Source organism: Rhodopseudomonas palustris (assembly GCF_013415845.1).
Classification (GTDB): domain Bacteria; phylum Pseudomonadota; class Alphaproteobacteria; order Rhizobiales; family Xanthobacteraceae; genus Rhodopseudomonas; species Rhodopseudomonas palustris_F.
The window spans coordinates 708729-732532 of sequence record NZ_CP058907.1 but is presented as its reverse complement, the minus strand read 5'-3'; the positions used below and the strand labels follow the sequence as shown (position 1 = coordinate 732532).

At 64.8% G+C, this 23804-nt stretch carries 22 protein-coding genes; 11 read left to right on the top strand and 11 right to left on the bottom strand.

Translation table 11 applies throughout. From position 1 onward, the window contains the following. Positions 1 to 61: 61 nt before the first annotated feature. Positions 62 to 787, top strand: coding sequence for a Crp/Fnr family transcriptional regulator (locus HZF03_RS03410; RefSeq protein ID WP_011156240.1), 726 nt, complete (start codon positions 62 to 64; stop codon positions 785 to 787). A gap of 24 nt (positions 788 to 811) precedes the next feature. Here the strand turns inward: HZF03_RS03410 and hcrB are convergent, their stop codons facing one another. Genes hcrB through hcrC form a run of 3 tightly spaced genes read right to left on the bottom strand, consistent with a single transcriptional unit; the run spans position 812 to position 4613 of the window. Next, positions 812 to 1795 (bottom strand): 4-hydroxybenzoyl-CoA reductase subunit beta, encoded by a 984-nt coding sequence (hcrB, locus tag HZF03_RS03405; RefSeq protein WP_119017431.1) that lies wholly within the window; start codon positions 1793 to 1795, stop codon positions 812 to 814. Next, on the bottom strand, positions 1792 to 4125 hold the full coding sequence (gene hcrA / locus HZF03_RS03400; RefSeq protein ID WP_119017430.1) for a 4-hydroxybenzoyl-CoA reductase subunit alpha: 2334 nt from the start codon (positions 4123 to 4125) through the stop codon (positions 1792 to 1794). Before hcrA ends, hcrB begins: the two co-directional genes overlap by 4 nt. Next, the gene (hcrC, locus tag HZF03_RS03395) at positions 4122 to 4613 is read right to left on the bottom strand and encodes a 4-hydroxybenzoyl-CoA reductase subunit gamma (RefSeq protein WP_119017429.1); all 492 of its coding nucleotides are present in this window, start codon (positions 4611 to 4613) and stop codon (positions 4122 to 4124) included. Before hcrC ends, hcrA begins: the two co-directional genes overlap by 4 nt. 166 nt (positions 4614 to 4779) lie before the next feature. Between hcrC and hbaA the strand changes: the two genes are divergently transcribed. From hbaA to HZF03_RS03360, 7 genes are all read left to right on the top strand, one after another. Further along, positions 4780 to 6399, top strand: coding sequence for a bifunctional 4-hydroxybenzoate--CoA/benzoate--CoA ligase (gene hbaA / locus HZF03_RS03390; protein WP_119017428.1), 1620 nt, complete (start codon positions 4780 to 4782; stop codon positions 6397 to 6399). A 176-nt stretch (positions 6400 to 6575) separates the two neighbouring features. Beyond that, the gene (locus HZF03_RS03385; protein ID WP_119017427.1) at positions 6576 to 7754 is read left to right on the top strand and encodes an ABC transporter substrate-binding protein; all 1179 of its coding nucleotides are present in this window, start codon (positions 6576 to 6578) and stop codon (positions 7752 to 7754) included. Between the two features lie 85 nt (positions 7755 to 7839). Next, positions 7840 to 8700, top strand: a complete 861-nt coding sequence (locus tag HZF03_RS03380; RefSeq protein WP_012494382.1) for a branched-chain amino acid ABC transporter permease — start codon at positions 7840 to 7842, stop codon at positions 8698 to 8700. Positions 8701 to 8702: 2 nt separating this feature from the next. Further along, the gene (locus tag HZF03_RS03375) at positions 8703 to 10490 is read left to right on the top strand and encodes a branched-chain amino acid ABC transporter ATP-binding protein/permease (protein ID WP_119017426.1); all 1788 of its coding nucleotides are present in this window, start codon (positions 8703 to 8705) and stop codon (positions 10488 to 10490) included. Continuing rightward, the gene (locus HZF03_RS03370) at positions 10487 to 11209 is read left to right on the top strand and encodes an ABC transporter ATP-binding protein (RefSeq protein ID WP_119017425.1); all 723 of its coding nucleotides are present in this window, start codon (positions 10487 to 10489) and stop codon (positions 11207 to 11209) included. Before HZF03_RS03375 ends, HZF03_RS03370 begins: the two co-directional genes overlap by 4 nt. 98 nt (positions 11210 to 11307) lie before the next feature. Beyond that, positions 11308 to 11787 carry a GNAT family N-acetyltransferase gene (locus HZF03_RS03365; protein ID WP_119017424.1) on the top strand — a complete coding sequence of 160 codons (480 nt, stop codon included), beginning with the start codon at positions 11308 to 11310 and terminating at the stop codon, positions 11785 to 11787. Between the two features lie 54 nt (positions 11788 to 11841). Beyond that, on the top strand, positions 11842 to 12312 hold the full coding sequence (locus HZF03_RS03360) for an Rrf2 family transcriptional regulator (protein WP_119017423.1): 471 nt from the start codon (positions 11842 to 11844) through the stop codon (positions 12310 to 12312). 48 nt (positions 12313 to 12360) lie between these two features. On the opposite strand, the gene HZF03_RS03355 is transcribed toward HZF03_RS03360, so the two are convergent. The 8 genes from HZF03_RS03355 to HZF03_RS03320 all read right to left on the bottom strand — a co-directional run bounded on the left by HZF03_RS03355 (position 12361) and on the right by HZF03_RS03320 (position 20852). Next, positions 12361 to 12606 carry a YfhL family 4Fe-4S dicluster ferredoxin gene (locus tag HZF03_RS03355; protein ID WP_011156229.1) on the bottom strand — a complete coding sequence of 82 codons (246 nt, stop codon included), beginning with the start codon at positions 12604 to 12606 and terminating at the stop codon, positions 12361 to 12363. Positions 12607 to 12624: 18 nt separating this feature from the next. Then, on the bottom strand, positions 12625 to 14199 hold the full coding sequence (locus tag HZF03_RS03350; protein WP_119017422.1) for a benzoate-CoA ligase family protein: 1575 nt from the start codon (positions 14197 to 14199) through the stop codon (positions 12625 to 12627). A 115-nt stretch (positions 14200 to 14314) separates the two neighbouring features. Then, the gene (gene bcrD, locus HZF03_RS03345; protein ID WP_119017421.1) at positions 14315 to 15148 is read right to left on the bottom strand and encodes a benzoyl-CoA reductase subunit D; all 834 of its coding nucleotides are present in this window, start codon (positions 15146 to 15148) and stop codon (positions 14315 to 14317) included. A gap of 93 nt (positions 15149 to 15241) precedes the next feature. After that, entirely contained in the window at positions 15242 to 16555 is a 1314-nt protein-coding gene (gene bcrA, locus HZF03_RS03340) for a benzoyl-CoA reductase subunit A (protein ID WP_012494375.1), read from the bottom strand. A gap of 11 nt (positions 16556 to 16566) precedes the next feature. Then, the gene (gene bcrB / locus HZF03_RS03335; protein ID WP_119017420.1) at positions 16567 to 17877 is read right to left on the bottom strand and encodes a benzoyl-CoA reductase subunit B; all 1311 of its coding nucleotides are present in this window, start codon (positions 17875 to 17877) and stop codon (positions 16567 to 16569) included. Continuing rightward, positions 17874 to 19058 (bottom strand): benzoyl-CoA reductase subunit C, encoded by a 1185-nt coding sequence (gene bcrC / locus HZF03_RS03330; protein WP_119017419.1) that lies wholly within the window; start codon positions 19056 to 19058, stop codon positions 17874 to 17876. The genes bcrB and bcrC overlap by 4 nt, the downstream gene beginning before the upstream one ends. 171 nt (positions 19059 to 19229) lie before the next feature. After that, positions 19230 to 20249 carry a zinc-binding dehydrogenase gene (locus HZF03_RS03325; RefSeq protein ID WP_119017418.1) on the bottom strand — a complete coding sequence of 340 codons (1020 nt, stop codon included), beginning with the start codon at positions 20247 to 20249 and terminating at the stop codon, positions 19230 to 19232. A gap of 75 nt (positions 20250 to 20324) precedes the next feature. Continuing rightward, positions 20325 to 20852 carry a MarR family transcriptional regulator gene (locus HZF03_RS03320; RefSeq protein ID WP_119017417.1) on the bottom strand — a complete coding sequence of 176 codons (528 nt, stop codon included), beginning with the start codon at positions 20850 to 20852 and terminating at the stop codon, positions 20325 to 20327. A gap of 122 nt (positions 20853 to 20974) precedes the next feature. Between HZF03_RS03320 and badH the strand changes: the two genes are divergently transcribed. From badH to aliB, 3 genes are all read left to right on the top strand, one after another. Then, a complete protein-coding gene (gene badH, locus HZF03_RS03315; protein ID WP_119017416.1) occupies positions 20975 to 21742 on the top strand; it encodes a 2-hydroxycyclohexanecarboxyl-CoA dehydrogenase in 768 nt (255 codons plus the stop codon). Positions 21743 to 21771: 29 nt separating this feature from the next. After that, on the top strand, positions 21772 to 22554 hold the full coding sequence (badI, locus tag HZF03_RS03310) for a 2-ketocyclohexanecarboxyl-CoA hydrolase (RefSeq protein ID WP_107354141.1): 783 nt from the start codon (positions 21772 to 21774) through the stop codon (positions 22552 to 22554). A 64-nt stretch (positions 22555 to 22618) separates the two neighbouring features. Then, positions 22619 to 23770, top strand: a complete 1152-nt coding sequence (gene aliB / locus HZF03_RS03305) for a cyclohexanecarboxyl-CoA dehydrogenase (protein ID WP_119017415.1) — start codon at positions 22619 to 22621, stop codon at positions 23768 to 23770. Positions 23771 to 23804 lie beyond the last annotated feature (34 nt).

The following is a 23804-nucleotide window of genomic DNA, read 5'->3' as shown; positions in this document are numbered from 1 at the left end:
CAAGGAAGCACGAAACACGCCTGGAGTGTAGTTGGCGTAACCAAGATTGGAAACGCTCTCGATGGCTTCGAAGCTCACCGGTGGTGATCTGCAGATCATCACCCGGATTGCCGTGTTTCGCGGATTGAAGGCGGAGACCGTCGCGCACATGATCGCGCCGGCCACCGCGATCAGCGTGCGGGCGCGCGAGTCGATCGCCCGTCAAGACGAGCCGGCGACCGCGTTCTTCATCGTCGTCGGCGGCTGGGTGAAGCTGTTTCGCAGTAATCTGGCGGGCGATGAGGCGGTGATCGAGATCATGAGCCGCGGCGGCAGTTTTGCCGAAGCCGCGGCGCTGACCGGCCACCGTTATTTGGCAAACGCCGAGGCTGTCACGGACGCCCGTGTCGCGCGGATTCCCGCCGATCATTTGGTCCGCTGTATCCGCGCCAATCCAGACATCTCGGTGCCGATGATCGCCTCGATCTGCCAGCACATGCATCATTTGGTTCAGCGGGTCGAGCAGCTCAAGGCACAGAGCGGCGTGCAGCGGCTCGCCGAATTCCTCGCCTCGCTTGCGATCACCGAGCAAGGCTCCTGCGCGCTGGTGCTGCCCTACGATAAGGCGCTAATCGCCGGCGAATTGGGGCTGACGCCGGAATCGCTGTCGCGGGCCTTCGCCAAGCTGCGCAGCATCGGCGTCACCGTCGATGCCTCGCAAGTCGCGGTGCGCGATGTCGCAAGGTTGCGCAAGCTGGCCACCGATGGCCGCAGCGCAGTGCGTGGCAAACTGCAGGCCGTGCGTTGAAGCGTGATTGCGGATCGATCCGTACTACGCGGGCGCCAGCGAGGCGAACAGCTCGGCCGTGATGCGGCTGGCCAGAGCCGCTGCAACGACGCGCCGGTAGTTGGCCGGCATCAGCGTCGTCCGCATCGGCTGCACCTGCTTCTGCACCAGCCGATCGATCTCGCGCAGCAGCGCGTCATCGAGCGACCGTTGCGCGAAGGCTGCCGTTTCTGCGAGCAGAAACGGCCGCGAATTGGTCCCGGTCAGTGCAATGCGAAGCTGCGCGAGTCTGGAGCCCGACCGCGCCAGCGCCACAGCGACTCCGGCGAGCGGATAGTCGATCGCGCCGCGCTGCCGCACCTTGACGTAGCGCGACGCGAGCGGGTCGGCTGGCAGCCGCACCGTGACCACGACCTCGCCCGGCCGCAGCGCAAGATGCGCCCGGCCGTCTTCGACATACAGCTCGCCGAGTGGGATGCGGCGCCGGCCGGCCAGCCCGGCGATCTCCACCTCGGCACCGAGGACCAGCAGCGCAGGTGCCAGATCACCGCTGAAGGCAGCGTGGCATCGATTGCCCTTCGGCGCGACATGACAGGTCTCGCCGCGGTTCTTCAAGCAGTACGAATTCGCGCGCCGCCACCATTCGCTTTGATTGTAGTAGATGCAGCGGGTGTCGAGGCAGAGATTGCCGCCGACGGTGCCCAGTTTGCGGTGACCGGGCCCCGCTACGGCACGCGCAGCCTCGCTCAGCGCCGGATAGCGCGCGGCGACCCGGCCATCGGCGGCGAGACTCGCCAGGGTGACACCCGCGCCGATGGTCAGACCGCTGCCATCGGCGACGAGCTGCTTGATCTCGGCAATGCCGGTAGTGTCGATCAGTGTCTCCGGCTGCGTCACACCGCGCCGCATGTTGACTAGAAGATCCGTTCCACCACCGAGCAGCCGTCCGCCCGGATGCGCCAGCAGTGCGGCGATCGCTTCGTCCACCGAGCCCGGCCGAAGCAAATTCAACGCATTCAAGGCGGTCATGAGACTGCCCTCGCCGCCACCGCCCGCTTTGCCTCGCGCCGCCGCCGTGCCAGCGCCTCGACGACCCGATCGGGCGTTGCCGGCAAATCATCGAGATCGATACCGATCGCATTGGCGACGGCATTCACCATCGCCGGCGGGAAACCGGCGAGAGCGGCTTCGCTGGCCTCCTTGGCGCCGAACGGCCCGAACGGATCGACGCTCTCGACGATCGCGACCTCGATCGGCGGCGATTCGATCATCGTCGGCATCCGATATTCGAGGAAGCTGGCATGCGCGGGCAGCCCGTCGAGATAGCGCGTCTCCTCGCACATCGCCTGCCCCATCCCCATCCACACGGCGCCCTGCACCTGCCCGACCACGGCGAGCGGATTGATGGCACGGCCGCAATCGAGCGCGGCCCAGACCTTGTCGACGGTGATCAGGCCAGTCGCGTCGTCGACGCTGACCTCGACCACCTGGGCCGCATAGCTGAAGCCCATCGTCGAGCCGACCGCACCGCCGCGATGTTTGCCGCCCTGCGATTCCGGCGGGCAGGTGAAGGTGCCCTTGACGGTGATGGCGCCCTCGTCGACCAGCGCGGCTTTCACCACCTCGGCGAAGCCGAGCGCGGCCTGGGCACCGCTGCCGATGAAGAAGCTCTCGCCGGCACACTCGATCTGCTCCGGCGCGGCTTCGAGTTTCCGCGCTGCCGCCGCGATCAGGATCTGTTTCAACTTGGTCGCCGCATCGATTGCGGCGTTGCCGACCATGAAGGTGATGCGCGACGAATACGCGCCATTGTCCTTCGGGGTAACTGCAGAGTCGCCGGAAATTACCCGGACCCGGTTCAGTGCGACGCCCAGGGTTTCAGCAACAGTGATCGCCACGACCGTCGACGAGCCCTGGCCGATGTCGGCGGCGCCGGTGAGCGCGGTGATGCCGCCATCGAAATCGAGCCGCAGCGCCACCACTGCATGGGGCTCGCCGGTGAAATGGATCGGCTTGGCCGAACCGCTGACATAGTGCGAACACGCCATGCCGAGACCCTTGCCCGGCGGCAGCCGGCCAATTCGCTCATGCCAACCGCTGGCGCGCTCGACCTTGTCGAGGCATTCGGCGAGACCATAGCTGTTGACCATCAGATCGTTGAGGGTGCGCGTCGGCGCGGCCAGCAGATTGGCGCGGCGCACCGCAAAAGGATCGAGACCGAGTTCGCGCGCCATCCGATCGACCAGATTCTCGAAGGCGTGACGAACGTCGACCGAGCCGTGCCCGCGCATCGCGCCGCAGGGTGGCAGGTTGGTGTAGACGCGGTAGCCGTCGTATTTGACGGCGGGGATGTCGTACAGCCCCTGCAGCAGCGCGCCAGCATACAGGATGGTAACGATGCCGTAACCCGCATAGGCGCCGCCGCGCTGCACCACTTCGCACGAGCAGGCGGTGAGCCGGCCGTCGCGCCGCATCCCGATCGTCAAGGTGATGTCGGTCTGCGGCCGGGCGCGGTGGGTGATGAAGGTCTCTTCACGGCTCAGCCGCATCGACACTCTGCCACCGGCCTTACGGGCGAGCAGTGCGGCAATCACCTCGAAATTCAACACTTCCACGCGGGCGCCGAAGCCACCGCCGACGAACGGCTTGATCACCCGCACCCGCGACGGATCGATCTCAAGACACCGGGCCAGCATCAGGTGCAGATAATAGCCGACCTGCGATACGCTCTGGGCGGTCAGCCTCCCGGTGACTGGATCGTAATCCATCAAGCAGGCGTGCGGCTCGATCTGCGCGTGATTGACCTCGGCACAATGATGCGTGTGGATGCGGATCAGATCGGCGGCTTCGAAGCCTGCGGCGAGATCGCCGAACTCGTTGTGAACCTCGCGCTCGATATTGCCTGGCTTGTTGTCGTGCAGTAGCCAGACATCCGGGGCACGGGCGGCCTCCGACTCGTAGTAAGCCGGCAGTTCACGCAGCTCGAGTTCGATCAGGTCGAGCGCCTGCCGCGCCGTCTCGGCATCGACCGCGGCCACTGCCGCAACCGGTTCACCGCGATACCGGACGCGATCACGCGCCATCGGATACTCGTTCATCGCGATCGGCAACACGCCATACGTGATTGCGCAGTCCTGGCCGGTGACGATCGCCGCGACACCGTCGAGTGCCAACGCCTTGCTGACATCGAGCCGGACGATATCGCCATGACTGATCGGGCTACGTAGGATGCGAGCAACTAATGCTCCGGTATGATCGAGATCGGCGGTGTACCGCGCCCGCCCCGTGACCTTATCAATACCGTCGACCAGCGGCACGCCGGCGCGGTCGAGACCGCCTTGGAATGCGGGACCGCTCATGGCGCGATCTCCGCGGCGGCCTGCACCGATTCCACGATCTTAGCGTAACCGGTGCATCGGCAGAGATTACCGGATAGCGCGGTCCTGATCTCTTCGTCGGTCGGCGTGGGATTGCGGCGCAACAGGCCTTCCGCCGCCATGATCATGCCGGGGGTGCAGAAGCCGCATTGGGCACCGAGCCGCTCGTGAAAAGTCTGCTGCAGACGATGCAGCCGCCCATTCGCCGCCAGGCCCTCGATTGTCTCGACGTGGCGTCCCTCGCAGCGCACCGCGAGCACCAGGCAGGATGGCGCTGCTTCGCCGTCGATCAGCACGGTGCAAGCACCGCACTCGCCGCCGTCGCAGCCGGTCTTGACGCCGGTGAGGCCCGCGATATCGCGCAAGTAATCGACCAGCAACATGTCGTCAGTAACCGCGTCCTCGCGCCATCGACCGTTGACGTTCAGGCCGAGCAAACGCTTGCGGCGTCGCAGCATCGTTTCATCCATGGATCGCTCCCTCGCCCGCCAGACTGTCGGCGCGGGAGGACCTCATCCATGACCAAAGTCAAGCAATCGTCACGCCGCACAACCGACGGAGCGCTTAGCAAAAATCAAGGAGATCACTCCGGGCGGACGCTTAGATCACCCCAACTCAACGACGGCGGAGGGGACAATGCCGCTACGCGACTACAACGCGGCGGTCGATTTCGTCGACCGCAACGTGGCGGAAGGCCGGGGCGGCAAAATCGCCTTCATCGACCCGCAGCGCAGTTTGAGTTATGGCGAGCTGCGCGACGCCATCGCGCGCGTTGGGCCGATGCTGGCACGGCTCGGCATCGAGCAGGAAAACCGCATCGCGCTGGTCCTGAAGGACACCGTCGACTTCCCGATCCTGTTCTGGGGTGCCATCCGGGCCGGCATCGTTCCGGTGCTTCTCAACACCCGGCTGACCGCCGATCAGTATCGCTATCTGCTCGAGGATTCACGATCCAAGGTGGTTTTCGCCTCATCGGAATTCCTGCCGGTGATCGAAGAGGCGGCGGCCGACCTGCCGCATCTGCGTACGATGATCGCTGTCGGCGACGCTCCGCCACCGACATTGCAACTGGCCGATCTGCTCGCTGCCGAGCAGGAGGGCGGCGCGCCGGCAGCGACCTGCTCCGACGACATCGCCTATTGGCAGTATTCCTCCGGCACCACGGGGATGCCGAAGGGTGTGATGCACGTGCATTCGAGCCCGCGGGTGATGGCGGAGAACGCCGGACGCCGGATCGGCTACCGCGAAGATGACGTGGTGTTCTCGGCGGCCAAGCTGTTTTTCGCTTACGGGCTTGGCAACGCGATGTTCTGCACCATGGGGATCGGCGCCACCTCGGTGCTTTATCCTGAGCGACCGACCGCCGACTCGGTATTCGATACGTTACGGTTCCACCAACCGACGCTGCTGTTCGCAGTGCCGACGCTGTATGCCGCGATGCTCGCCGATCCGCGCTCTCGAACCGAGACACTTCCAGACCGGCTCCGGCTGTGCATATCCGCTGGCGAACCCCTGCCGGCGCAGGTCGGCCTCAACTGGCGCAATCGTTTCGGGCACGACATCGTCAACGGCGTCGGCTCGACCGAGATGGGTCATTTGTTCCTGACCAATCTGCCGCACGCGGTCGAATACGGCACGTCTGGCGTGCCGGTCGACGGCTATCGGCTGCGGCTGGTCGACGACCGCGGCCAGGACGTCACCGACGACGAGATCGGCGAATTGCTGGTGAGCGGCGGCTCGTCGGCCGCGGGCTATTGGAATCAGCGCGACAAGACACGAACGACCTTCGTCGGCGAATGGACCCGGACCGGCGACAAATATCACCGGCGCGCCGACGGCGTTTACACCTATTGCGGGCGGACCGACGACATCTTCAAGGTCAGCGGCATCTGGGTGTCACCATTCGAGATCGAACAGGCGCTGATGAGTCACGCCAAGGTGCTGGAGGCTGCGGTGATCCCGGCCGAGGACACCGATGGGCTGGTCAAGCCGAAGGCGTTCATCGTACTGGCGTCGCGCGGCGATATCGATCCCGGCGCTCTGTTCGACGAACTGAAGGAGCACGTCAAGTCCGCGATCGGGCCATGGAAATATCCGCGCTGGATTCAGATCATGGACGACCTGCCGAAGACATCGAGCGGCAAACTGCAGCGCTATCTTCTGCGCGAGATGACGCTCGGCGGGATTGAAGCTACGGAACGCGCGCCCTCTGAGCCCGCACTCTACGGACGCGTCGTCGCCGGCAACGGACGATGACAACAAAGTCGGCGCTTGCGGGTGCAGCGCAATATCAGCGAGACTGACGATGCGACCATCGGCCTCATTGGCGTCTCGCAAATTGATCTGGCTCGATGTAATAGTCGCAATAACGTACCGAAAAACAAAATGACGAGCTGATCGCTCGCGAAGGGAAGATCGAGGGGAGGACTACCATGATCGATCGACGTCGTCTGTTGTCGCTCGGAGCGTCGGCCGGTGCCGCGCTGGCCTGCGGCCCGTTCATTCGCCCGTCTTATGCGCAAGCCGGCGCCTTGAAAGTCGGGCTGCTGCTGCCCTACAGCGGCACCTATGCGCCCCTCGGCGAAGCCATCACCCGCGGGCTCGAGCTGTATGTGCAATCGCAGGGCGGCAAGCTCGGCGGTCGTAGCATCAGCTTCGTCAAAGTCGATGACGAATCCGCGCCGCCCAAGGCCACCGAGCTCACCACCAAGCTGATCCAGAGCGAGAAAGCGGACGTGCTGATCGGCACGGTGCATTCCGGCGTCGCAATGGCGATGGTGAAGATTGCTCGTGAGGACGGCATCCCGACCATCGTTCCGAATGCCGGCGCCGACATCATCACCCGCGCGATGTGTGCGCCTAACGTGTTCCGCACCTCGTTCGCCAACGGCCAGATCGGCCGAGCCACCGGCGATGCCATGATCAAGGCCGGTCTGAAGAAGGCCGTCACGGTGACCTGGAAATACGCCGCGGGCGAAGAGATGGTGTCCGGCTTCAAGAAGTCATTCACCGCCGGCAAGGGCGAGGTGGTCAAGGACATCACCATCGCGTTCCCGGACGTCGAATTCCAGTCGGCGCTGGCCGAGATCGCGTCGCTAAAGCCGGACTGCGTCTATGCGTTCTTCTCCGGCGGCGGCGCGCTGAAATTCATCAAGGATTACGCGGCGGCCAATCTCGGCATTCCGCTGTGGGGACCGGGCTTCCTCACCGACGGCGTCGAAGCCGCGGCCGGTCCGGCCGGTGACGGCATCAAGACCGTGCTGCACTACGTGAGCGACCTCGACAACGCCGAGAACCAGGCCTTCGTCAAATCGTTCGAGGCTGCCTACAAGATCCCGCCGGACGTGTTCGCGGTGCAGGGCTGGGATGCCGGGCAACTGCTCGACGCCGGCCTCAAGGCGGTCGGCGGCGATGTCGCTAAGCGCAAGGAGCTCAATGCTGCGATGGCAGCGGCGAGCTTCGCCAGCCCGCGCGGACCGTTCAGGCTGTCGGCCGCGCACAACCCGGTGCAGAATTTCTATTTGCGCGAGCTGAAGGGCGGCAAGAGCGTCAATCTCGGCCTCGCTTCACCGGCAGTCGCCGACGAAGCGATCGGCTGCAAGCTGAGCTGACAATTGCCCGACGGAGGGGTGCGACAGCGGCCGGCGCATCGTCGCCGCCCGCTGCCCTGCCCGAACGACATCGGTGACCAGTCCCATGAGTCTTATTCTGATCCAGGCGCTGAACGGCCTACAGACCGGGCTGGTGATCTTCCTGGCCGCCAGCGGCCTGACCCTGGTGTTCGGCATTCTCGGCGTCATCAATCTCTCGCACGGCTCGTTCTACATGCTCGGCGCCTATTTGGCGCTCTCGCTGACCGGCATGTTCGGCGACGTCTTTCTGGCGCTGATCGCCGGCATCCCGCTCGCCTTCCTGCTTGGTCTGGCGATCGAGTGGCTGTTCATCCGCCATCTCTACGACCGCGACCACCTGCAGCAGGTGCTGCTGACCTTCGCGCTGATCCTGATCTTCAATGAATTCCAGCAAGTGGTGTGGGGGTCGTATCCGCACTCGATCCCGGCGCCGAGCTATCTGGCCAACAGCGTCCGGCTCACCGAAGGTCTGAGTTACCCGGTCTATCGATTGGCGCTGATGGCGATCTGCGTCGCGCTGGCGATTGCGATGGCGCTGGTGATCCAGAAGACCCGGATCGGCCGCCTGATCCGTGCCGCCGAGTCCAATCGCGAGATGGTCGAAGCGCTCGGCTTCGACTCGCGGCTGATCTTCCGGATGGTGTTCGCCACCGGTGTCGCACTCGCCGCCACCGCCGGCATGCTCGCAGCCCCAATCGAGAGCGCCTATCCAGGCATCGGCGATCGCGTGCTGATCGTCTCGTTCGTGGTTGTGGTGATCGGCGGCATCGGTTCGGTGCGCGGCGCTTTCATTGGATCGCTGCTGATCGGCATGGCCGACGCCTTTGGCAAGGTGTTCCTGCCGCAGTTCTCCAGCATCATCATCTACGCGTTGATGGCGCTGGTGCTGGTGATACGCCCGGCCGGGCTGTTCGGGCGGGCATGACGATGCTGACCCGCCCCAACCTCGTCGTCGTCCTGTTCTTCACGCTGCTGCTCGGCTGCCTGCTGGCGCTGCCGTTCGTCGCCGGGCCGTATCCGGTCAAGCTGATGACCCGGATCGTGATCATCGCGACCTTCGTCCTCAGCCTCGACCTCTTGATCGGCGTCACCGGCCTCGTCAGCTTCGGTCACGCCGCCTTCTTCGGCTGCGGCGCCTATGCGATGTATTTCGTCTCGCCGGAAGCGGAAGCCGCCAACGTCATCGTCGCACTCGGCGCCGGGCTACTGGCCGGGGGGCTTGCCGCGCTGGTGGTAGGCGCGTTCGCGACACTGACGCGCGGCTTCTATTTCATCATGGTGACGCTGGCGGCCGGCCAGATGTTGTTCGCGCTGTTCCACGACACCGACATCGCCAAAGGCTCGGACGGCGCCTACATCAACGTCAAGCCCGAGCTGACGCTGGCCGGCCTGACGCTGCTCGATTTCTCCGACCGCCGGCAGTTCTATTACGTCTGTGTCGTCATGCTGATTGCCGCCTATGGCCTGCTGCTGGCGCTGGTTCGGTCGCCGTTCGGCCGGGTGCTGCAGGGCATCCGCGCCAACGAGGTGCGGATGAGCTCGCTCGGCTACGACACCTATCGCTACAAGCTCGCCGCCTTCACGATTGCCGGGATGGTGGCAGGGCTCGCCGGTGCGCTGTTCGCATCGATCGACGGCTTCGTCACCCCCGACCTGCTCAACTGGCATCAATCCGGCCTCGCAATCATGATGGTGGTGCTGGGCGGCGCCGGCACGCTGTTCGGCCCGATCCTCGGCGCGCTCGCCTATTCGTCGCTGGAAGAACTATTGAAGACCGCCAGCATGGTCGGCTCTTTTGTCGCCGACCATTGGCGGCTCGGCACCGGCGCGACGCTGATCGCGGCCGTGCTGATGTCCCCCGACGGGCTGGCTGGATTGCTGAACTGGCGGCGCAAACAGCCGCAGGCTACGCCAGCGCGGCCGCCGGCGGACGAGCCGCAGCGCCCGGCGAAAACCGCGAAGGCACTCGCGACCAACCATCTCAGCAAGAACTTCAACGGCATCGCCGCGGTCAGCGACGTCTCCGTGACGTTCGAGCCCAACAAGGTTCACGCCATCATCGGCCCGAACGGCGCCGGCAAGACCACCTTCACCAATCTATTGTCGGGCGCACTGCCGGCCAGCGCCGGCAGCGTGCAGATCGACGAGCTCGACGTCACCGGCTGGCCAGCCTACCGGATCGCCCGCGCCGGCCTCGGCCGCTCCTATCAGCGGACCAACATCTTCCCGCGCTTCACGGTGCGCGAGAACTGCGCGCTCGCGGCGCAACTCGACAAGGGCGCGCTGTGGCGGCTGCGCGATGCGCCGTATCGAACGCGCGAACAAGCCGCGGTCGACCGCGCCCTGCGGGTCGCCGGGCTCGCCGATCGCGGCGACACCATCGCCGGGCGGATGTCGAACGGCGAGCAGCGGCAGCTCGAAATCGCGATGCTGATCGCCTCGGGCGCCGATCTCTTGATCCTCGACGAGCCGCTGGCCGGCATGGGGCCGGAGGAAACCCAGCGGGTGGTGGCGCTGCTTCGCGACCTGGTGCGCGACCACACCGTCATCGTGATCGAGCACGACATGGATGCGGTGTTCGCTGCTGCCGATACGCTCACGGTGCTGGTGCAGGGCAAGCTGTTCGCCCGCGGCCGGCCCGACGAGATTCGGCGCAACGAAGCCGTGCTCGAAGCCTATCTCGGCCATCACGCCAAGATGAAGGAGTCGGCATGACCGCCCCGACGCAGGCGATGCTCGACGCGCGCGGCATCGACACCTTCTACGGACCCAGCCACATCCTGCGCGGCGTGAACTTCCACGTCGGCCGCGGCGAGACCGTCAGTCTGCTCGGCCGCAACGGTATGGGCAAGACGACGCTGCTGCGGACGCTGATGGGACTGCTGAAACCGAAACGCGGCGCAATCCTGCTCGACGGCCGCGACGTTACCGAAGCGAGAGCCAACATCAAGGCGCGCGCCGGCATGGGTTTTGTGCCGGAGGGCCGTGGCATCTTCCCGAACCTGTCGGTCGAAGAGAACCTGCTGTTTGCAGCGCGCCCGGGCCCCGATGGCCGGGTCGACTGGACCCAGGAGGCGATCTACCAGATGTTTCCGCGGCTGTTCGAGCGGCGGCGGATCTGGGGCAATCAGCTGTCCGGGGGCGAGCAGCAGATGCTGACGATCGGCCGGGTGCTGCTCAGCAATCCCAGTATCCTACTGATCGACGAAGCGACCGAAGGTCTTGCGCCCAAGATGCGCGACGCGATCTGGGAAACGCTCGGCATTATTGCGCGCAAGGGGATCTCGATCGTGATCGTCGACAAGAACCTCGACGACCTGGTCGAACTGGTCGACCGCCACGTCGTCCTGACCAAGGGACAGGTGGTGTTCGAAGGCACCTCCGCACAGCTGCTCGCCGACCAGGAGATGGTGAGAACCATGCTGGGCGTCTGAGCCGGCTCGTCTCAAAGATCAATCGACGCCCGGCGCCGCGCCTGCATAATCCGCATCAGGAGCCGGGATCACGCGGCACCACGAGGGAGGACAACGCGATGAGTGGCGCAAGCAGCATCACCGCGACCGAGCCGTACCGCGACGTGCAGATCCGGCCCGCTGTCGCGCCGGATGTGGCGCGCGTGGCGGCGATCGACGAGGCGGCGACCGGCGAAGCCAAGCCGCGGTATTGGCAAAGCCTGTTTGAGAATTTTTCGCAGGCCCGCACTGGCTGCCGCGCCTTCCTGATCGCCGAGCTGAAGGGCGAGGTTGTCGGTTTCATCTGCGGCGAAGTGCGGGATTTCGAGTTCGGTGCGGAAAGCTGCGGCTGGGTGTTTGCGTTGACCGTCGATCCTGCGATAAGGGTGAACAGTATCGGCACCCAACTCTTTGAAGAGATTTGCCAAATTTTCACTCAGGCGGGGGTGAGGAAGGTTCGCACGATGATCGAGCACGACAATCAGCTCGTCATGGCGTTCTTCCGCAGTCAGGGCCTGATGGTCGGCCGGTTCATCGGAATGGAAAAGAATCTCGACTGATCGAAGCGCCCGACAAGCTCGTGCAGTTTGTGGTCGAGACCAACATGAAGATTGATGCCGATGCGGCTGCAGAAATCAACGATGTGTGGATTGTACGCCGTACTCGAACTCGCGGCGAACCCGGATCGTCAGGTCTCGGCCGGTGACATCGCCGACAAATACGATATCTCGCTCAATCATCTGGCGAAGGTGCTGCGCGCCCTGGTGCGCGCGCGGCTGATCGAGTCGGTACGCGGCCCCGGCGGCGGCTACCGCTTCGCTGGCAATCCGAAGCGCGTCGCCCTGCTCGACATCATCGCGCTGTTCGAAGACACCGGCCTCGACCTGCAGGAGGCCGCTTCCGACGATCATGAAGAGAGCCGGGCGCTGCATAAGGTTCTGCGCGACATCGACGAGATCGCGATGACGACGCTGCGGTCGGTATCAATCACCTCGCTGCTCAAGGTAATGGATACCGAACGCCGCAAGGCCGAACGCGGTCCGAACGGCGCCTCGGCGCGGCATTCCTCCGCCGGACGAGCGTAGCCCTCAACCGAACTTTCAGTCGGCAACGCAGCTGCGGTGCTGCCGCTCTCAGGAATGCAGTTGCTGGTACTTGTCCTGCAACTGCTCGGGCGTCTCGCGCCAATCCGGATTGGGCACGATGCAGTCGGCCGGACAGACGAGCTGGCACTGCGGCTCGTCCTCGGCGCCGACGCACTCGGTGCAGCGGAGCGCATCGACCGCGTAGATCGTGTCGCTGGCCGAGATCGCCTGGTTCGGACACACCGGCCGACATGCGTCGCAGGCCGTGCAGTCCTCGTTGATCATCAGCGCCATGTCGCCCTCCTCCCGGGTTCAGCCCAACACACCCTCGCGCAGCTTGAAGCGCTGGATCTTGCCGGTCGCGGTCTTCGGCAATTCGGCGACGAACACCGTGCTGCGCGGATATTTGTACGGCGCCAATCGATCCTTAATGAAAGTCTTCAGTTCGGTCTCCGACAGAGTCTGACCTGGCCGGGCCACCACATAGGCCTTCGGCTTGGTCAGGCCGTGCTCGTCGGCGACGCCGACCACGGCGGCTTCGAGCACGCCGGGATGCTGCACCAGCGTCGCTTCGATCTCGAACGGGCTCACATAGATGCCGCTGACCTTCAGCATGTCGTCGGTGCGGCCCGCATAGGTGTAGGAGCCGTCGTCGTTGCGGACGTATTTGTCACCGCTCTTGGTCCAGCCGCCCTGAAAGGTGTCGCGGCTCTTGGCCCGGTTGCCCCAGTACATTGTCGCCGACGACGGGCCGTGAATGTAGAGATCGCCCGGCTCACCGTCGGCGACCGGTCCGCCGCCATCGCCGCGCAGCTCGATCTGATAGCCCGGCACCGGCCATCCGGTGGTGCCGTAGCGCACCCGGCCCGGCAAATTCGACAGAAAGATGTGCAACATCTCGGTCGAGCCGATGCCGTCGACGATATCGATACCGAAATGACGCAGGAACCGCTGCCCGATCTCCGCCGGCAACGCTTCGCCCGCCGACGAGGCAAGCCGCAACGCCACCTGGTCGCGCGGCGGCAGGTTCGGTGCGGCCAGCATGCCGGCGTAACCGGTGGGCGCGCCATAGAACACGGTCGGCTTCACCCCGCCGACGCCGCCGAGCCAGCGCTTGAACACCGCGTCCGGCGTCGGTCGCTCGCCCATCAGCAGCGTGGTGGCGCCGACCGACATCGGAAACGTCAGCGCGTTGCCGAGGCCGTAAGCGAAAAACAGTTTGGCCGCCGAAAAGCAGACGTCGTCTTCGCGCAGATGCAGCGTGTTGCGGCCGTACAGCTCCGAGGTCCAGTACGGATTGGCGTGAGTGTGCACCACGCCCTTCGGCCGCCCGGTCGAACCCGACGAATACAGCCAGAACGCCGGATCGTCCGCTTGCGTAGCGGCAGGCTTGTCAAGCGGCGCATGTGCGCCGACGAACTCAGCGAAGTCGACCTCGCCCGGCTCCAGCGGAGCCGCTGGGCGCGAAACGATCACTCGCTGCACCTCGTGATCGCTCTTGGTCAGCGCTGCCTTGAGCACCGGGTGCAGCGCCCCGCTGACCAGCACGGCCTGAGCCCGCGAATGCTCGAGCATGTAGGCGTAGTCGTCCGCCGTCAGCAGCGTATTGACCGCGACTGGCACGATGCCGGCGTAGATTGCGCCGAGAAATGCCACCGGCCAATCCGTGCCGTCGAGCATCAGCAGCAGCACGCGCTCTTCGCGTTTCACCCCGATCGCGCGTAAGGCGGCGGCGAGCTGCCGCGTCTGAGCTTCGAGTTGCGCGAAGCTCAGCGACGAGATGTCGTCGACGAAGGCCGTCTTGTCCGGCCGCACGCGATTGATCTGCAGCAGGTGCTCGGCGAAATTGAATTTCTCGGATGGCGGCGTGACCGCGACTGCATTCATGGTTTCCTCCTGATCGCCTTTATCGTTGTCCGGAAGCGATCTTGGCGTCGCTTTCCGCTCGCCGGTTGCGGATGTCGATTGAGGCACCCGCCCGGCTTCAGGCTGATCGCAATTATCAGGCGGCGCGGGCCATGTCGGCAAGCCTCTTGTGACGGAAGGCTCCCCACAGTGCTGCGCCGATCGCGCCGGCATAGATCGAATCCGGGTGGCTCTCGATCGCTACGTCGACCTTGGCCTTGACCACGGCGTCCTTCATCGCCTCGACCAGCCCGGCGTCGAGCGCCAGACCGCCGGTCATCTGCACCGTGCCGTCGAGGCTGCCGAGAGTTTTGAGCAGCTTGGCAAGCCGGTCGGCCATCGATTCATGGATGCCGCGCAAGATATTCGGCGACGAGATGCCGCGCGACACCATGTTGATGACGTCGGTCTCGGCCAACACGGCGCAGATGCCGGAGACTTTCTCCGGGTTGTCGGCACGCTGCGACAGCGAACCGATCTCGTCCTGCGCGATACCGAGATAGCGGGCAATGTTCTCCAGGAATTGCCCGGAGCCCGACGCACATTGGCTGGTCATCTTGTAGGCCAGCACCTTGCCGCGCTCGTCCATGCGGATCGCCCGGCCATGCAGCGCGCCGGTGTCCAGCACCGCGCGGCTGGCCGGATTGAGATAGATCGCGCCGCGGGCATGCGTGGTCATCGAGTAGAAGTGCCCGGTGTGGAAGGTGAGCGCCTCGCCTTCTCCCGTCGTGGCGCAATAGGCGACGTCGGCGCGCACCACGCCCGTCTCTTTCAGCAAATCGTCATAGATGTCGCCGGCGAGCTTCAACGGATCTCGCTGCCGCACCCGCTCGACCCGCTTGCCGAGGCAACGTTCCTGGTCGCCATCGACCTCGAACGCCACCACCTTGATGGCCCCGGTCCCGACATCGATCCCCGACGTAATGGTCATCGTTTCCTCCTCAAAAGTCCGGCCGTATGTTCGATCAACCAAGCCGTTGCCCATTCGCCCTTGCGGACGAAGCGGCACTATCCAACCCCGTCGTCACGCCGCGACGGCGCGGCGGGCGAATTCGGAGGCGCCGAGGGCGCCGGTGTAGATCGAGTCCGGATTGATGTTGATCGTCACCTCGCCGTAGTTCTCCTGGATCAGCTTGCGCAGCTCGCGCACCGCCGCCTCGTTCTTGGCGACGCCGCCGGTGAAGGTGAACTGATCGGTGACGCCGCCGGAGCGCGAGATGATCGAGATCGCCCGCAGAATGATGGCGCGGTGCAAGCCGGCCAGAATGTCCTCGCGCTTCTCACCGAGCGACAGCCGGTCGCGCAGTTCGGCGCCGGCGAACACCGTGCAGGTCGAATTAATCCGCGCCGGGCGATTGGACTGCATCGCCAGCGGGCCGAGTTCGTGCAGCCCCATGTTCATTTCGTCGGCGATGTAGCCGAGATAGCGGCCGCAGCCGGCGGCGCAGCGGTCGTTCATCTGGAAATTCTCGACGATCCCGTGGCCGTCGATCTGAATGCCCTTGGTGTCCTGTCCGCCGATGTCGAGCACGGTGCGCGTGCCGGGATACATCATGTGGGCGCCGAGACCGTGGCAGAGAATCTCGGAGCGAATGTGCTCCTTGGAGAACGGCAGCGTCACCCGGCCGTAGCCGGTGCCGACCAGATAGGTTTCCTCCAGCTCGATCCCGAGCGCCGATTCGATCATCGCGGCGAAATCGCCTTCGCCGTCGGCCGCGTGCGAATCCACAGCCAGCATCCGCGCGACGGCGCGGCGGAACTTCTCGCTGAGCTCACCGCCCGGCGGCCGGTTCTCGACCTCGATGATCGATTTGTCGTAGGCGTTCAGCACCATCTCGAGCGCAATGCCCATCTCGCGGGCGACCGCTTCAGCGTGGACGTGAAACCGCGAGCCGGCGATGTCGCGAAAGAAGTCGGACTTGCGCTTCGCACCGGGGGCATAGAGCGAAGCTGCCTCCTCCCGTAGCCGGGCGAAGATGACGTGCAACGCCTCCTGCAGCGGTCCGGCGACGGCCTTGAACCGCTCCGCCTCGAGCTGGCGGTGACAGGTCTCCTCCAGATCGTCGAGTTGCTCGAGAAACTGGATCAGTCGGAAGTTGCGCTCCAGCGCCGCCAGAAACTCGGCGCTGTGCTCGTGGCCGGCTTCGCCGACATGCAAGGCCCGGCGGAACAGCGTGAAGCGGGCGTCGATTCGCGCCTCTTCGGAGGCGACGCGGGCCGCGGTAGCGTAGTTCGAGCGCGAATTGGTAATGCCGCGCCCGATCACCTCCTTGTTCTCGTCCATCAGCACCGCCTTGGTGGTGGTGGAGCCGAGATCTATGCCGACGAATGTGCGCATCGTTCCGCTCCTCAGGCGGCGCCGCGGAAGCCCGCGCGCTTTTGTTCGATCATCTGGAAATAGCTCTCCAGCCGGTTCTTGACGTTGGCGGCGGAGAAATAGCGCGGGTCGACAAGGTCTGTTTCGATGAACGCCGCCGGCTTGCCGGTGCGTTTCTCGACCTCGCGCATCATCAGGAGCTGGCCGGCGGAAAACGAATTGCAGCTCTTGATCGAGTTGATCAGGAGTCCGTCCGCCTCGTATTCGTTGATGTAGTTCTCCAGCATGTCCACCCGCATCGGCAGATTGCGGTTGGTGTAGACGTTGAGGCAGTATTCGGCGAGCGACTCTAGCGGCCTGTCGGGGTCGTGGCGGAAGCCGTAATCGTAGGTGCCGCCGACCTTGGTGTAGCTCGAGGCGACCACGACGGCGCCTTCGTCGTAGAACATCTTCCAGAACTGGCGGAAATTGGTGTAGTTCGGCGGCCCTTCGACCACCAGCCGGTAGCGCTCCTGCCCCATGTCGCCGTCGGGCGTCACCGGCCCCTTGCCTTGCGCGATCCTCTGTTCGACCTCGGAGCGCAGGAATTTGTAATACTCGATCGCATCGTCGGTGCCGCGGAAGGCGCCGAAAATCGGCCCGATGTAATAGATCCCGCCGAAATAGGCATCGATCGGCGACGGTTTGTGCTTGGCCGATTGCAGCACCCAGACGTGATCGTCCTCGGCCTTGGCGGATTTGCGTAAGTATTCACGCAGCCGATCGATGTCGAACTTGACGCCCGAGATCCGCTCCAGCTTCGGGATGACGTCCTGCCGGAGCTGCTTGACCATGTAGCTGATCATGTCCTTGGTGATCCGGCCATCGGCCAGATACGGCGTCTGGAACATGATGGTCTCGCATTTGTACTGCCGGCGCAGCAGCTCGAACCATTTCATGAAGGTGAAGCAGCCGGTGTAGGACAACAGCAGCACGTCCGGGTCGGGCAACGGCTTGCCGTTCGGACCGATATTGCCCTTGGCCATCATGCCGATATCGGATTTGACATAGGTGCAGACGTCCTCGGAATGGCCGAGCTTTTCCGCCTCCATCACGTAGCCGCCGCTTTGCCGCCTCAGCCCGTTCTGGATCGCGTTGACCTCCGGCAGGTTGTTGACCATGTCGAAGCACATCAGCAGCTCGTTGAGATTGCCCGGCACGAAGGTCGCGGCGACCTTCTCGCCGCGCTCCTTGGCGCTCGCGAGGCGATCGTAGTGGGCGTTGACCATCTGCTTCTGCCGCGCCATCGACGCATCCTTGATGGCTTCCGGCGGCTTGGTCTTCGGTCCGACGATGACGGTCATGCTCCGCTCCACAATTTGATCGAATCGGCGAAGGTGCCGGCCTGCTCGCGGATCGGCTGCATCTGGCCGGAGTTCTCGGCGTATTTGAATGCGATCTGCGGAATGCCATGGCTCTTCAGCACCGCCTGCAGCATCGGCCGCTCGAGCAGGCCGGGATCGCAGAACGACGTCATGGCGAAGATCACGCCTTCGGCCCGGTTCTTCCGCACGCTGTCGACGAGATACAGCCCCTTCTTGGCCTCGTCCGGCTCGTATTTCGGCGGCGTCGATTTGGAATCGTGCAGATAGGCGCGGGCGAGGCTCTGCAGCGGATCGCCGTCGAGCGCGACGTCGGAATTCTCCCAGCGCGTCACCAGAATGAAGTCGTCGTCGACGATGTAGCAACCGGACAGCTCGATCGACTTGATCAGGTTCAGCGGTGGCTGCTCACAGAACATGCCGCAGATCACCACGCGCGAATTGTCCTTGATCGGCCGCTGCTGCAGGCGAACCGCCGCCAGATAGTCCGCGAGCATCTGGTTGTGCTCCTCGACCGGGATCACCATGCCGGCGCGGAGCAGCAGATAAAGTTCCGCGGACGGCACGTTCCAGGGCTCGTCGGCGCGCAGCTGATACAGTGCACGGACCAGCCGGCGATTGTCGTTGAACACCGCGATCGAGGCGCGGATCGCATCGGAGGTGATCGGCTTGCCGGTAAGGCTCGACAACCATTCGCAGGTTTCGCGCAGCTCGCTGACATAGAACTCGCCGCCGAGATCGTCGTCGAAATTGTGCGGCAGGTCGATGTAGCGCGCGCCCTTGGACGGGAACATCAGCTTCCACATCCCCGACAGATTGCGGATCACGTCGCAGATCGATGGGAACATCATGCCGTCGACGAAATCGAGCCGGCCGGAGACGCCGAGCTCGATGGTCGAACGCGGAATTCGGCAGATGTAGCTCTGATAGTAGGCGTCGCCGTGGATGACTTCGAGCTGGTCGCCGCCACCGAAGATCCCGAGCGGCAATCCGCCGGCGGCGTGGACCAGTTCGCGGGGAGCGTAGTAGGGCAGAAAGCCGACCACGATGCGGCCGGGCTCTGCGGCCTTCCATTCGCGGGCGGCGGTGAAGCTGAGGTCGGAGAACAGCGCCTCGCAACGGGCGATGATGTCCGCCGTGGTGTGATGCGGCCTGTCGAGCATGCCGGTCGTCCTCCCTGCCCGGCGGCTCTGCCGGGGTCGCGCTGCCGGCCATTTTTCGGTCCGGCGATTTAAATGTAATCTAGTATTGAAATGCGGGAATTAATTTGATGCGGATCAAATTTGGCGATGGAGAGCCGACACGCGACGGACGGCGCTCCGCCGCCGCGAGACTCAGATGTCGATCGCGATCTTGCCGAACTGGCTACCGGATTCGAGATGATCGAATGCGGCGCGGATATCGCCGAGCGGATAGTGCAGATCGATCGGCGGTGTCAGCTTTCCGGCATCGCACCAGGCGATCAGCTCGGAAAGCTCACTCGGGTTGCCGAGGGTCGAGCCGAAGATCTGAAGCTGGCGGATGAATACCCGGCGCAAATCGGCCGGAGGCTGATCGCCGATCGTGGCACCGCAGGTCGCGACCCGCCCGCCGCGCACCAGCGATTTCAGCGCCGCGCTCCACATCGCCCCGCCGATATTCTCGATCACCACGTCGGCGCCGCGGCCGCCGGTCAACTCCATCACCGCGGCGGGGATCTTGTCGGCCGGCGCATCGATCACCGCATCGGCGCCGAGCGCCCGGGCCCGCGCCAGCTTGTCGGCGCTGCGTGAGGTCGCCAGCACACGGGCGCCGGCGGCCGCAGCAATCTGCATCGCCGCGAGCGACACGCCGCCACCAACCCCGAACACCAGCACGGTTTCGCCCGGTTGCAGCTTCGCCTTGGTTAACAGCATCCGCCACGCCGTGAGATAGTTCACGCCGAGCGCAGCGGCCTGGGCGAAATCGAGCCGGTCAGGGATCGGCAGTGCATTTCCGGCCGGCACGCAGACATACTCAGCCATGGTGCCGTCGCGATGCTCGCCGAGCAGGCTCATCTTGGCGCACAGCACCGGCTCGCCGCGGCGGCAGAATTCGCAAGAACCGCAGACAATGCCCGGATACAGCGTCACCCGCCGCCCGATCAGCTCCGGCGTGTCCGCCTCCTCGATCACGCCGGCCCCGTCCACCCCCATGATCTGCGGCAGGCTGTGGGTGATGCCGGCGCCGCTGTCGCGCATGTAGAGGTCGACGCGGTTGACGGTCGCGGCGCGCATCCGCACCAGCACTTCACCCGGGCGGCGCTGCGGCGTCGGGCGATCGCCGACCTCGATCACCTCGTTGCCGCCGTGACCGGTCATGAATACCGCTCTCATCGCCTCCGCCCCCCTCGTCTTGTTATCGCTTCCACCCGATAGACGTTGGATGACGCCCGCGCGCCTTGACCAAAGTCATTCCAGTTCCGTCGCCACAGCTTCGCCCGCAGCGCCATCGTCGAGACGCTTCATGTTGTCGAGGATCTTGAGCAGGTAGTGCAGCGCGTGGGTGACATCATTGATCGAAAAATCGCCGAGCACTTCGCCGTAATACGCCCGGATCTTCGGCTGCGCGAGCACCTCCCAGACGTGACGCCCGGACTTGGTCATCGTCACCAGCCGTGAGCGGCGATCGCGCTCATCCGGAACGACCGCGACATGACCGTCGCGCTCCATCCGACCGATCAGACCAGTGAGGTTCTGCCGGCTCACCATCAGATAGCGCGCCAGATCGCCGATGCTCATGCCGTTCGCCACAGCGGGTCGCGACAGCGCTCCGAGCACCGCCCATTGCTGCGTCGTCAGCCCCTCGGCTTCGACCGCCCGCGTGCCGGTTTTATGCAACATATTGGCGCATTGATAGAGACGAAAGAACAGCCGGTTGGCCAATTCCATCTTCGCATCTGCAACATTATCGGCACTCGTGCGCTTATTTGCCATCATTGACCATCTTGACGCATCTTCGCAACGCTGACTAAATATAGCAATATATTGTCCTAGTTGCCAGCTTCGACCGCGGGCTTCCTGGGGAAAAACAGATCAGAATCAAAGAGGAGCGAGCGAGGATGGCGCGGCTGCAGAACAAAACGGCGGTGATCACGGGTGGTGGCGGCGGCATCGGCGGGGCGACGTGTCGCCGGTTTGCGCAGGACGGGGCCAAGGTCGCAGTGCTCGACCTCAATCTCGACGCCGCCGAGAAGATCGCCGGCGAGATCCGCGCCGCGGGTGGCGCGGCCGAAGCGATCCGCTGCGACATCGCCGACCGCAAAAGCGTCGACGCCGCGATCGCGACGACGACGGACAAACTCGGGCCGGTGGACATTCTGGTCAACAACGCCGGCTGGGACATCTTCAAGCCGTTCACCAAGAGCGAGCCGGGCGAATGGGAGCGACTGATCGCCATCAACCTCACCGGCGCGCTGCACATGCATCACGCGGTGCTGCCCGGCATGGTCGAGCGGCGCTACGGCCGCATCGTCAACATCGCCTCTGACGCAGCGCGCGTCGGCTCGTCGGGCGAAGCGGTGTACGCCGCCTGCAAAGGCGGCCTCGTCGCATTCTCCAAGACCCTGGCACGCGAACACGCCCGCCACGGCATCACCGTCAACGTCGTCTGCCCGGGGCCGACCGACACCGCGCTGCTCGCCGGCGTGACCTCCGGCGCCGCCAATCCGGAAAAACTGATCGAAGCCTTCACCAAGGCGATTCCGATCGGCCGGCTCGGCAAGCCGGACGATCTCGCCGGCGCGATCGCGTTCTTCGGCAGCGACGACGCCGGCTTCATCACCGGCCAGGTGCTGAGCGTCTCCGGCGGCCTGACGATGAACGGCTGAGCCCAATCAACAATAACGGGAGGATTCCGATGCAGTTCGAAGACCTGATCTATGAAATCCGCAACGGCGTGGCGTGGATCATCATCAACCGTCCGGACAAGATGAATGCGTTCCGCGGCACCACCTGCGACGAGTTGATCAAGGCCCTGTACAAGGCGGGCTACGACAAGGACGTCGGGGCGATCGTACTGGCCGGCGCCGGCGACCGCGCCTTCTGCACCGGCGGCGATCAGTCCACCCACGACGGCAATTACGACGGTCGCGGCACCGTCGGGCTGCCGATGGAGGAACTGCACACTGCGATCCGCGACGTGCCCAAGCCGGTGATCGCCCGCGTCCAGGGCTATGCGATCGGCGGCGGCAATGTGCTGGCGACGATCTGCGACCTGACGATCTGCTCGGAGAAGGCGATCTTCGGCCAGGTCGGCCCGAAGATGGGCTCGGTCGATCCCGGCTACGGCACCGCGTTCCTGGCCCGCGTCGTCGGAGAAAAGAAGGCCCGCGAGATCTGGTACATGTGCCGGCGTTACTCGGGCAAGGAAGCCGAGGCGATGGGCCTCGCCAATCTCTGCGTGCCGCACGAGGAGCTCGATGCCGAAGTGCAGAAGTGGGGCGAAGAGCTGTGCGAACGGTCACCGACCGCGCTCGCGATCGCCAAGCGCAGCTTCAACATGGACACAGCGCATCAAGCCGGCATCGCCGGCATGGGGATGTACGCGCTGAAACTCTATTACGACACAGAGGAATCGCGCGAAGGCGTCAAGGCGCTGCAGGAGAAACGTAAGCCCGAATTCCGCAAGTACATCAAATAACCGCTCTCCCGCCGACGAACGGCGCCGGCAACGCCGGCGCTCGAATTCTCAAGGAGGGCGAGGCATGAATCCATATTTGAATGAAGACCTCGTGGCGCTGGCCACGCAGGCCCGGCGGTTCGCCGCCGACCGGATCGCGCCGGGATTTCAGGAACGCGACCGGACGCGGGTGCTCGACCGCGGCTTGATGAAGGCGATGGGCGAGATGGGCTTCATCGCGCCCGAACTGCCGGAAGCCTGCGGCGGGCTCGGCATGGGCAGCCTCGCGGCCGGCGTGATCCACGAGGAGATCGCGCGCGCCGACCTCAGCATGTCCTACGTCAATCTGCTGGCCTCGCTGAACGGTCAGATCCTGTCGCAGCACGGCCAGCGCGAGATCGTGCAGCCGTGGCTGACGAAGCTGATCGCCGGCGACGCGCTGTTCGCGATCGCGCTGACCGAACCGCGCGGCGGCTCGGATGCGGCGAACCTGCGGCTGCGGATCGAGCGCGACGGCGACGACTACATCGTCAATGGCGAGAAGACTTCGATCTCCGCAGCCGATCAGGCGGATGCGGCGGTAGTGTTCGGCCGCACCGGCTCGATCGACGCCGGCGCACATGGCGTCACCGCGCTGCTGATTCCGATGGACCTGCCCGGCATCACCCGCAACAGGTTCGACTGCCACGGCCAGCGTGCGATCGGCCGCGGCTCGCTGTTTTTCGAGAACGTTCGCGTCCCGACCGCGCATCGGCTCGGCGACGAGAACAAGGGCTTCGTCCAGGTGATGCAGGGCTTTGACTTCTCCCGCGCGCTGATCGGCCTGCAAGTGCTCGCCGTCGCGCGCGTCGCACTCGAGGAGACCTGGGCGCATGTCGCGGAGCGGCAGGCGTTCGGCAAACCGCTGTCGGCGTTTCAGGGCGTGTCGCATCCGCTCGCTGACCTCGACACCCAGGTCGAGGCCGCGCGTCTGTTGTGCCTGCAGGCGCTTTGGCTAAAGGACCACGGCGCCCCGCACAGCGCCGAGGCCGCGATGTGCAAATGGTGGGCGCCGAAGCTCGCTTACGACGTGATCCATCAATGCCTGCTGATGCACGGCCACGGTGGCTACGACCGCGGCCCGATGGAGCAGCGGCTGCGCGACGTGCTCGGCTTCCAGATCGGCGACGGCACCGCGCAGATCATGAAGACGATCATCGCGCGCCACCGGGCCGGCCGCGCCGCAGTGCCGGCCTGAACGGAGGCGCCGCCCGACATTTCGCGTCCATAAC

Bases quoted from the DNA above. Each gene is read 5' to 3' on its own strand.
- HZF03_RS03380 (WP_012494382.1), top strand. From the start codon at position 7,840: ATGAGTCTTATTCTGATCCAGGCGCTGAACGGCCTACAGACCGGGCTG.
- HZF03_RS03385 (WP_119017427.1), top strand. From the start codon at position 6,576: ATGATCGATCGACGTCGTCTGTTGTCGCTCGGAGCGTCGGCCGGTGCC.
- bcrC (WP_119017419.1), bottom strand. From the start codon at position 19,058: ATGCTCGACAGGCCGCATCACACCACGGCGGACATCATCGCCCGTTGC.
- aliB (WP_119017415.1), top strand. From the start codon at position 22,619: ATGAATCCATATTTGAATGAAGACCTCGTGGCGCTGGCCACGCAGGCC.
- HZF03_RS03410 (WP_011156240.1), top strand. From the start codon at position 62: ATGGCTTCGAAGCTCACCGGTGGTGATCTGCAGATCATCACCCGGATT.
- HZF03_RS03320 (WP_119017417.1), bottom strand. From the start codon at position 20,852: ATGATGGCAAATAAGCGCACGAGTGCCGATAATGTTGCAGATGCGAAG.
- badH (WP_119017416.1), top strand. From the start codon at position 20,975: ATGGCGCGGCTGCAGAACAAAACGGCGGTGATCACGGGTGGTGGCGGC.
- bcrD (WP_119017421.1), bottom strand. From the start codon at position 15,148: ATGACCATTACGTCGGGGATCGATGTCGGGACCGGGGCCATCAAGGTG.
- HZF03_RS03350 (WP_119017422.1), bottom strand. From the start codon at position 14,199: ATGAATGCAGTCGCGGTCACGCCGCCATCCGAGAAATTCAATTTCGCC.
- hbaA (WP_119017428.1), top strand. From the start codon at position 4,780: ATGCCGCTACGCGACTACAACGCGGCGGTCGATTTCGTCGACCGCAAC.
- hcrC (WP_119017429.1), bottom strand. From the start codon at position 4,613: ATGGATGAAACGATGCTGCGACGCCGCAAGCGTTTGCTCGGCCTGAAC.
- HZF03_RS03370 (WP_119017425.1), top strand. From the start codon at position 10,487: ATGACCGCCCCGACGCAGGCGATGCTCGACGCGCGCGGCATCGACACC.
- HZF03_RS03325 (WP_119017418.1), bottom strand. From the start codon at position 20,249: ATGAGAGCGGTATTCATGACCGGTCACGGCGGCAACGAGGTGATCGAG.
- hcrB (WP_119017431.1), bottom strand. From the start codon at position 1,795: ATGACCGCCTTGAATGCGTTGAATTTGCTTCGGCCGGGCTCGGTGGAC.
- HZF03_RS03355 (WP_011156229.1), bottom strand. From the start codon at position 12,606: ATGGCGCTGATGATCAACGAGGACTGCACGGCCTGCGACGCATGTCGG.
- HZF03_RS03365 (WP_119017424.1), top strand. From the start codon at position 11,308: ATGAGTGGCGCAAGCAGCATCACCGCGACCGAGCCGTACCGCGACGTG.
- badI (WP_107354141.1), top strand. From the start codon at position 21,772: ATGCAGTTCGAAGACCTGATCTATGAAATCCGCAACGGCGTGGCGTGG.
- bcrB (WP_119017420.1), bottom strand. From the start codon at position 17,877: ATGACCGTCATCGTCGGACCGAAGACCAAGCCGCCGGAAGCCATCAAG.
- HZF03_RS03360 (WP_119017423.1), top strand. From the start codon at position 11,842: ATGCCGATGCGGCTGCAGAAATCAACGATGTGTGGATTGTACGCCGTA.
- bcrA (WP_012494375.1), bottom strand. From the start codon at position 16,555: ATGCGCACATTCGTCGGCATAGATCTCGGCTCCACCACCACCAAGGCG.
- HZF03_RS03375 (WP_119017426.1), top strand. From the start codon at position 8,703: ATGCTGACCCGCCCCAACCTCGTCGTCGTCCTGTTCTTCACGCTGCTG.
- hcrA (WP_119017430.1), bottom strand. From the start codon at position 4,125: ATGAGCGGTCCCGCATTCCAAGGCGGTCTCGACCGCGCCGGCGTGCCG.